Annotated in this window: 8 protein-coding genes; all 8 read left to right on the top strand. The window is 74.0% G+C overall.

Annotated elements, in window-relative coordinates; genetic code table 11:
• Positions 1-314 precede the first annotated feature (314 nt).
• The gene (locus ACSLTV_RS09335) at positions 315-1,970 is read left to right on the top strand and encodes an FAD-dependent oxidoreductase (RefSeq protein WP_432156707.1); all 1,656 of its coding nucleotides are present in this window, start codon (positions 315-317) and stop codon (positions 1,968-1,970) included.
• Positions 1,971-2,124: 154 nt separating this feature from the next.
• Positions 2,125-2,556 (top strand): hypothetical protein, encoded by a 432-nt coding sequence (locus ACSLTV_RS09330; RefSeq protein WP_432139496.1) that lies wholly within the window; start codon positions 2,125-2,127, stop codon positions 2,554-2,556.
• A gap of 116 nt (positions 2,557-2,672) precedes the next feature.
• The gene (locus tag ACSLTV_RS09325) at positions 2,673-3,344 is read left to right on the top strand and encodes a class F sortase (RefSeq protein WP_432139495.1); all 672 of its coding nucleotides are present in this window, start codon (positions 2,673-2,675) and stop codon (positions 3,342-3,344) included.
• Positions 3,345-3,489: 145 nt separating this feature from the next.
• Positions 3,490-4,644 (top strand): SchA/CurD-like domain-containing protein, encoded by a 1,155-nt coding sequence (locus tag ACSLTV_RS09320; RefSeq protein WP_432139494.1) that lies wholly within the window; start codon positions 3,490-3,492, stop codon positions 4,642-4,644.
• Between the two features lie 61 nt (positions 4,645-4,705).
• Complete coding sequence (locus ACSLTV_RS09315; RefSeq protein WP_435611953.1) at positions 4,706-5,140, top strand: cupin domain-containing protein; 435 nt, start codon at positions 4,706-4,708, stop codon at positions 5,138-5,140.
• On the top strand, positions 5,137-6,405 hold the full coding sequence (locus ACSLTV_RS09310) for a beta-ketoacyl-[acyl-carrier-protein] synthase family protein (protein WP_435611952.1): 1,269 nt from the start codon (positions 5,137-5,139) through the stop codon (positions 6,403-6,405). The genes ACSLTV_RS09315 and ACSLTV_RS09310 overlap by 4 nt, the downstream gene beginning before the upstream one ends.
• Positions 6,402-7,664, top strand: coding sequence for a ketosynthase chain-length factor (locus ACSLTV_RS09305; RefSeq protein WP_432139491.1), 1,263 nt, complete (start codon positions 6,402-6,404; stop codon positions 7,662-7,664). Before ACSLTV_RS09310 ends, ACSLTV_RS09305 begins: the two co-directional genes overlap by 4 nt.
• Entirely contained in the window at positions 7,661-7,918 is a 258-nt protein-coding gene (locus tag ACSLTV_RS09300; RefSeq protein ID WP_432156704.1) for an acyl carrier protein, read from the top strand. The genes ACSLTV_RS09305 and ACSLTV_RS09300 overlap by 4 nt, the downstream gene beginning before the upstream one ends.
• Position 7,919: the final 1 nt, after the last annotated feature.

Here is a 7,919-nt window from a genome sequence, read left to right as displayed (position 1 = left end):
TCAGGGGAGAGGGCACCGGGCTGGCTCCCCCGCCCCGCCGGCCGTGGAGCGGCCGACGCCCCTGGGACCCCGACCGGGGTCCCAGGGGCGTCGGCCTGCCGTGGGGCGGGGGCGGCGCCGGAGAAGCCGACGGAGTCGTGCACGGCGCCACGGTGCCGGACGTCGGCGCGGTAGCCCGGCCGCCGTGCCGCCGAACACGCGAATCCAGCGGGTTAAGCGGGTGACGCCGCAGCCTGAGCGGGTGACGCGGGGCATGGATGAGACCCGGCCGCACCCCGGCCGCGATCCGCAACCCGACGCGCTGGAGGCGAACGATGACCCGACGAGCCCATCCGTCCGAACGCACGGTCCACCAGGTACCGGTCCTCATCGTGGGCGGCTCCCTGGTCGGCCTGTCGACCTCCCTGTTCCTCGGCCGCCTCGGAGTCCGCCACACCCTGGTGGAACGGCACGCCGCCACCTCCGTCCACCCCCGCGGCCGCGGCAACAACGTACGCACGATGGAACTGTTCCGGGTGTCCGGTGTCGAGCCCGGGATCCGCCGGGCCGCCGCCACGCTCGCGGACAACCACGGCATCCTGCAGACCCCCACACTGGTCGGCGACGCGGGGGAGTGGCTGTTCCGGGAGATCGACCCGGGCGGCGGCCTGGCCCGCTTCAGCCCCAGTTCATGGTGCCTGTGCAGCCAGAACGACCTGGAACCCGTCCTCCTCGACCACGCCGCTCGGCTCGGCGGCGACCTGCGCTACAACACCGAACTGCTGTCCTTCGACAGCGACTCCGACGGCGTCACGGCCGTGGTCAAGAGCCGGGAGACCGGTGAGCACACCACCATCCGCGCCGACTACCTGGTCGCCGCCGACGGCCCGCGCAGCCCCGTGCGCGAACAGCTCGGCATCGGGCAGAGCGGCCCCGGCGACCTGTTCCACAACATCAGCATCACCTTCCGCTCCCGCCGGCTCGCGGACGTCGTGGGCGAGCGCCGCTTCATCGTCTGCTACCTGACCGACCCCGACGCCGACGGCGCGCTGCTGCCGGTGGACAACCGGGAGAACTGGGTCTTCCACGCCCCCTGGCACCCCGAACGCGGGGAAACCGTCGAGGAGTTCACCGACGAACGGTGCGTGGAGCACATCCGCCGCGCGACGGGCGTCATGGACCTGGACGTGGAGATCACGGGCCGCGCGCCCTGGCACGCCGCCCAGCGCGTCGCCGAGCGCTACCGGTCGGGACGCGTCTTCCTGGCCGGCGACTCGGCCCACGAGATGTCGCCCACCGGCGCCTTCGGCTCCAACACGGGCATCCAGGACGCCCACAACCTGGCGTGGAAGCTGGCCGCGGTGCTCGGCGGCTGGGCCGGCGAGGGCCTGCTCGACAGCTATGACGCCGAGCGGCGCCCGGTCGCGGAGGCGACCAGCGCCCGGGCCGCCGCCCGGTCGGTCGAGCACAGCCACCCCGGGTTCGCGCCGCCGCCCGGCGGGGGCGGCGGCCCCCAGCGCGGCATCCTCGACGTGGCCCTCGGCTACCGCTATCCGCGGGGCGCGGTGGTCGGCGCCGACCCGGCGGCCCCGGTCGTCCCGGAAGGCCTCGACCTGACCGCCCGGCCCGGCAGCCGCGCACCCCACATGTGGCTGCGGCAGTCGGGGGACCGGAAGTCCACCCTCGACCTCTACGAGACGTCTCTCGTCCTGCTCTGCGACGCCGGCGACCCGGGCGGCTGGCACCGCGGCGCCGCCCTCCTCGCCGACGAGCTGTCCCTGCCGCTGACGTCCTACCGGATCGGCACCGGGTCCGAGGCCGACCTCACGCCCGAGGACGGCGCGGACTGGGCGGCCGCCCATGGCGTCGGGCACGGCGGCGCGGTGCTCGTGCGCCCGGACGGGTTCGTCGCCTGGCGCTCGTCCGGCCCGGTCCAGGACGCCACCTCCGACCTGCGCCGAGCCCTCACCACGGTGCTGTCGGCCGGCTGAGGCTCACCCGCGCGGACCAGACGGTGCGTCACCCAGCTGATCGCCCTGAGTGGCGGGCCGCGCGTTCCCCGCTGACGGTGGTTCACGTCGGGGCGGGATCCACACCGGCTGATGAAGCGTCAGCCTCGCCCGCCCGCGACGGAAGGGAAGTCAGATGCGTTCCACGCGCACACTGCTGGTCACGGCGGCCGCCTCGGCCGTCCTCGCCCTCGGCGCGCCCGGCGCCCACGCCTACGGGAGCGACCACGAGGACTCCTCGTACAGCAAGGAGCACGGCAAGGAGCACGGCAAGGACCACGGTTGGGACGGACGGCAGGACTCGCCGCACGGCGGCATGCACACCGGCGGCGGCGCGCTCACCGCGGTGACCCCCGCCCAGGGCTCGGGCGACCGTGACTGGAGCGGCAGCGGCGAGGACGACAACTCCCGGCGCGGCGGGCACGAGAAGCCGCACGGCGGCATGCACACCGGCGGCGGTGCCCTCGCCGGACCGACGATGACCGCCGGCGGTCTGGCCGTCCTCGCCGTCGCCGGCACCGGTCTCTACGCGGCGCGCCGCAGAAGGACGGCCGGAAGCGTGGCCTGACCATGCCGGACGCGATAGACAGCTGCGGCCGCCGCGCGGCACCCGCGTGGCGGCCCCGGCGTTCCCCCGGCCGGCCCCCCCGCCCGGCCGCCGTGCCCAGTGGAGGTGATGTCCCGATGACAGCTGGTCCCCCCGACCCCGCCGACGGCGACGAGCCCGCGCAGAAGCCGGGCCCGCGGACCCACGTGCTGGCGATGGCGGCCGTGGCCTGCGCGGTGCTGGCGATGACCGTGAGCGGTGGTGACGCCGAGCCCTCCGGCACCGCCGCACCGCCACCCCCGGCGCGGGCGTCCGCGTCGGCCCCGTCGGCGCGCCCCGACCCGACGGGCAGGCAGCTGCCCCGGTCGCGGCCGGTGCGCCTGCTCATCCCGAAGATCTCGGTCGACGCCCCCTTCACCGACCTGTCCATCGGCTCCTCGGGGCACCTGCAGCCCCCGCCGGCCGACGACACCAACCTCGTCGGGTGGTACGCCGCGGGAGCCTCGCCGGGCGAGACGGGCACGGCGATCATCGCCGGGCACGTCGACACCAAGACCTCGCCCGCCGTGTTCGTGCGGCTCGGCGAGCTGCGCAAGAGCGACGTCTTCCACGTGGACCGCGCCGACGGGAGCACGGCGACGTTCGTCGTCGACGACGTGGAGACCTTCGCCAAGGACGACTTCCCCGACGAGCGGGTCTACGCGGACGCCGCACGGCCCGAGGTGCGGCTCATCACCTGTGCGGGTGATTACGACCACGCCGCCAAGGACTACACCGACAACCTCGTGGTCTTCGCCCACCTCGTGTGAGGCCACCCCGCCCGCCCCACGGCCGCTCACCCGGGCAGTGCCCCCAAGTCGCGCTCTCCTGGGGCCGGGCACAGGATCGAGGAACGCCGTCGTCGCTTCCCCGCGGCGGCGTTCGCCTGTGCCACAGCGAAGGAGAAGTACCCGGATGACCACTACGTCCGAACACACCGTCGCAGGAGCGGTCCGGCAGATGTCGCAGCGGATCTCCCAGTCCGTGTTCGACGGCTCCCGGCTGCGCGTGGTGCTGCTGGTCGACGTCCACGAAGGAGCCCAGCAGCAGTTCCTGGAGGCCTACGAGCAGCTGTGCAACCAGGTCGCCTCCGTCCCCGGACACGTCAGCGACCAGCTCTGCCAGTCCATCGAGAACCCGTCCCAGTGGCTCATCACCAGCGAGTGGGAGAGCGCCCCGCCGTTCCTGACCTGGGTCAACAGCGAGGAGCACGTGACGATGGTGCGGCCCCTGCACAACTGTGTGAGGGACACCAGGTCGCTGCGCTTCCACATCGTCCGCGAGACCGGTGGCCCGGCCACGTCTCCCCAGTCCGGCACCCGCCGGCTGCAGACGGCGCCGCGGATCGGCGACGGCGTGATCCGGCACGCCCTCACCTTCACCGTCAAGCCCGGCAGCGAGGAGAAGGTCGCGAAGATCCTCGCCGACTACGCCTCCCCGGAGCCACGGGTCGACGACACCACCCGGCTGTGCCGCACCTCCCTGTTCATGCACGGCAACCGCGTCGTGCGGGCCGTCGAAGTGCGCGGCGACCTGCTCGCCGCGCTGCGCCACGTCGCGCGGCAGCCGGAGGTACGGGCCGTCGAGGAAGCCATCAACCCGTACCTGGAACAGGACCGCGACCTCGACGACCCGGAGTCGGCGCGGGTCTTCTTCACCCGTGCGGCCCTTCCGGCCGTCCACCACGTGACGGCCGGCCAGGACGGTCCGGAGGCCGAGCGGCGGGCGCTGTACTACCCGGCCCGTCCGGGCCGCGGCATGCGGCTGGCCGAACTCCTCGCCCAGCGCGACGCCGCGGCCGACGCCCCGGACAACCCCGTGCTGCGCAGCACGATCTTCCAGCGCGACGACGTCGTCGTACGCCTGGTCGACCTGCGCGCCGGACTCGACGCCGACCCGGGCGCGGTGCTCGCCCTCGGGGACCGCGCCGGGGCGGCCGAACTGCTGGAACTCCTCGACACCGACGCGCTCGGGTCGGACGCCGCCGCCGCGGCGGGCGACGTCTCGGCCCGGCTGCTCCGGCTCACCCTCATGGACCTCGTCACCGACCGCCGCGCGCCCGCGGCCTGAACATCCGGTGCCACGGCCGCGGCGGCCGGCCCGCGTCGCCGCACACGATCGGAGGAACGTCGTGAACAGAACCACCCCCAGGCTCGTCGACTTCAGCGACATCGAGCCCAACACCCGGCGCGGCGGTGACCTGCGCGCCATGCTCACCCCGACCACGGTCGGCGCCACCAGCGGCTTCATGGGCGTCGCCACCGTGCAACCCGGCGACCGCATCGCGGAGCACTACCACCCGTACTCGGAGGAGTTCGTCTACGTCGTGTGCGGACAGCTGGAGGTGGACCTCGACGGGGGACCCCACCCGCTGCGGCCCGAACAGGCGCTGATGATCCCCGCCCACGTGCGCCACCGCTTCCGCAACGTGGGCAACGTGGAGGCCCGGATCGTCTTCCACCTCGGCCCGCTGGCGCCCAGCCCGCCGCTGGGCCACGTCGACACCGAGGGGACCGACGCCAGCGCGGCGGACCCGGTGTCCGAGCCGGAACGCGTCCGATCATGACCAGGCGCGTCGCGGTCACCGGCATAGGCGTGGTCGCTCCGGGGGGGATCGGCGCCCCGGCGTTCTGGCAGCTGCTGACGGACGGGCGCACGGCGACGCGGGGCATCACGTTCTTCGACCCCGCCGGCCTGCGGTCCCGGATCGCCGCCGAATGCGACTTCGACCCGGCCGCCCACGGCCTGGCCCCGGAACAGATCGAGCGGTGCGACCGCTACATCCAGTTCGCTCTGGTGGCCGGCGCCGAAGCGGTCCGGGACTCCGGTCTCGACCTCGCCCGGGAGAACCCCTGGCGGGTCGGGGTCAGCCTGGGCACCGCGGTCGGCGGCACCACCCGGCTGGAGCGCGACTACGTCCTGGTCAGCCACCACGGGCAGCGCTGGGACGTGGACCCCGGACGGGCCGAGCCGCAGCTGCACCGCGCGTTCACGCCGAGCACGCTCGCCGCCACCGTCGCCGAGCGGTTCGAGGCGCGCGGACCGGTGCAGACCGTGTCCACCGGCTGCACCTCGGGTCTCGACGCCGTCGGATACGCCTTCCACACGATCGAGGAGGGGCGGGCCGACATCTGCATAGCGGGCGCGTCGGACTCCCCGATCTCACCCATCACCATGGCCTGCTTCGACGCGATCAAGGCCACGTCCCCGAACAACGACGACCCCGCCCACGCCTCGCGTCCCTTCGACGCCGACCGCGACGGATTCGTCATGGGCGAGGGCGGCGCGGTGCTCGTCCTGGAGGAGCTCGAACACGCGCGGGCCCGCGGCGCCCACGTGTACTGCGAACTCACCGGGTACGCGACCTTCGGCAACGCCTACCACATGACGGGGCTGACCCGGGAGGGCCTGGAGATGGCCCGCGCCATCGAGGACGCCCTCGCCCACGCCCGGCTCGACCCCACGGCCGTCGACTACGTCAACGCGCACGGGTCGGGCACCCAGCAGAACGACCGGCACGAGACCGCCGCGGTCAAACGGGCACTGGGCGAGCACGCCCGCACCACGCCGATGAGCTCCATCAAGTCCATGGTGGGCCACTCCCTCGGCGCGATCGGGTCGATCGAACTGGTGGCCTGCGTGCTGGCCCTGGCCCACCAGGTGGTGCCGCCCACCGCCAACTACGAGACCCCGGACCCCGAGTGCGACCTGGACTACGTCCCGCGGGTCGCCCGCGAACGGTCGCTGAACAGTGTGCTCTCCGTGGGCAGCGGGTTCGGCGGCTTCCAGTCCGCGGTGGTCCTGACCCGGTCGAGGGAGGGCAGACGATGAGCGCACGACGACCCCGGCGCGCGGCCGTCACCGGAATCGGCGTGGTCGCGCCCAACGGAACGGACACCGAGACGTTCTGGAAGTCCACCAAGGAGGGCATCAGCGCCCTCGGACCCGTCACCCGCGAAGGGTGCGAGCACCTGCCGCTGCGGGTGGCCGGACAGGTCCGGGAGTTCGACGCCGCGGCGTCGATCGAGGAGCGGTTCCTGGTCCAGACCGACCGGTTCACGCACTTCGCGATGGCCGCGGCGGACCTCGCGCTGGCGGACGCCGGCCTCGGCCGCGGCGACAGCGAGGCCGACCCGTTCTCGGTGGGCGTGGTCACCGCGGCCGCCTCCGGCGGCGGCGAGTTCGGACAGCGGGAGCTGCAGCAGCTGTGGAGCAAGGGCAGCCGCTTCGTCGGCCCCTACCAGTCCATCGCCTGGTTCTACGCCGCCAGCACCGGCCAGATCTCCATCCGCCGCGGCTTCAAGGGTCCCTGCGGCGTGGTCGCCTCCGACGAGGCCGGCGGCCTCGACGCCCTCGCCCACGCGGGCCGGGCGGTGCGGCGCGGCACCGGCGTGCTGGTGGCCGGGTCGACCGAGGCGCCGCTCGCCCCGTACTCGATCGTCTGTCAGCTCGGGTACGGGGAGCTGAGCACCGAGGAGGACCCCGAGCGGGCCTACCGCCCCTTCACCTCCGCCGCCCGCGGGTTCGTGCCCGCGGAGGGCGGGGCCATGCTGGTCGTCGAGGACGCGGACGCGGCACGGGAACGGGGGGCGCCGATCCGGGCCGTCCTCGCCGGGCACGCGGCCACCTTCACCGGCGCCGGCCGCTGGGCGGAGTCCCGCGAGGGGCTGGCGCAGGCCGTGCGCGGAGCGCTGGACGAGGCGGGCTGCGCCCCCGAGGACGTCGACGTGGTCTTCGCGGACGCGCTCGGCGTGCCCGAAGCGGACCGGGCCGAGGCCCTGGCGCTCAGCGACGCCCTCGGCCGGCACGGCACCCGGGTGCCCGTCACGGCCCCCAAGACCGGCATCGGCCGCGGCTACGGCGCCGCGCCCGTGCTGGACACCGCGGCGGCGGTCCTCGCGATGGAGGAGGGCCTGGTCCCGCCCACGCCGCACGTCTTCGACATCTGCCACGACCTCGACCTCGTGACCGGCCGGGCGCGCCCCGCCGAACTGCGCACGGCGCTGATCCTCAGCCGGGGACTCATGGGGTCGAACTCGGCGCTGCTCCTGCGGCGCCGACCGCACAGCACAGGAGAGGAACCGGTATGAGTGACCGCATCACCGTGGAAGAGCTGGCCGAGCTGATGAAGAAGGCCGCCGGCGTCACCGTGGCCCCCGAGGAGCTGCAGCAGAGCCTCGACACCGGCTTCGACACCTTCGGCATCGACTCGCTCGGCCTGCTCGGCATCGTCGGCGAACTGGAGAACCGCTACGAGGCGCCGATGCCGCCGGACGCGGAGCGCTGCAAGACGCCCCGGCAGTTCCTGGACCAGGTCAACGGCGCACTGCCCGCGGGAGCCTGAC

Source organism: Streptomyces sp. bgisy159, assembly GCF_965341775.1.
Classification (GTDB): Bacteria; Actinomycetota; Actinomycetes; order Streptomycetales; family Streptomycetaceae; genus Streptomyces.
This window is presented reverse-complemented; position numbering and strand designations above follow the sequence as displayed.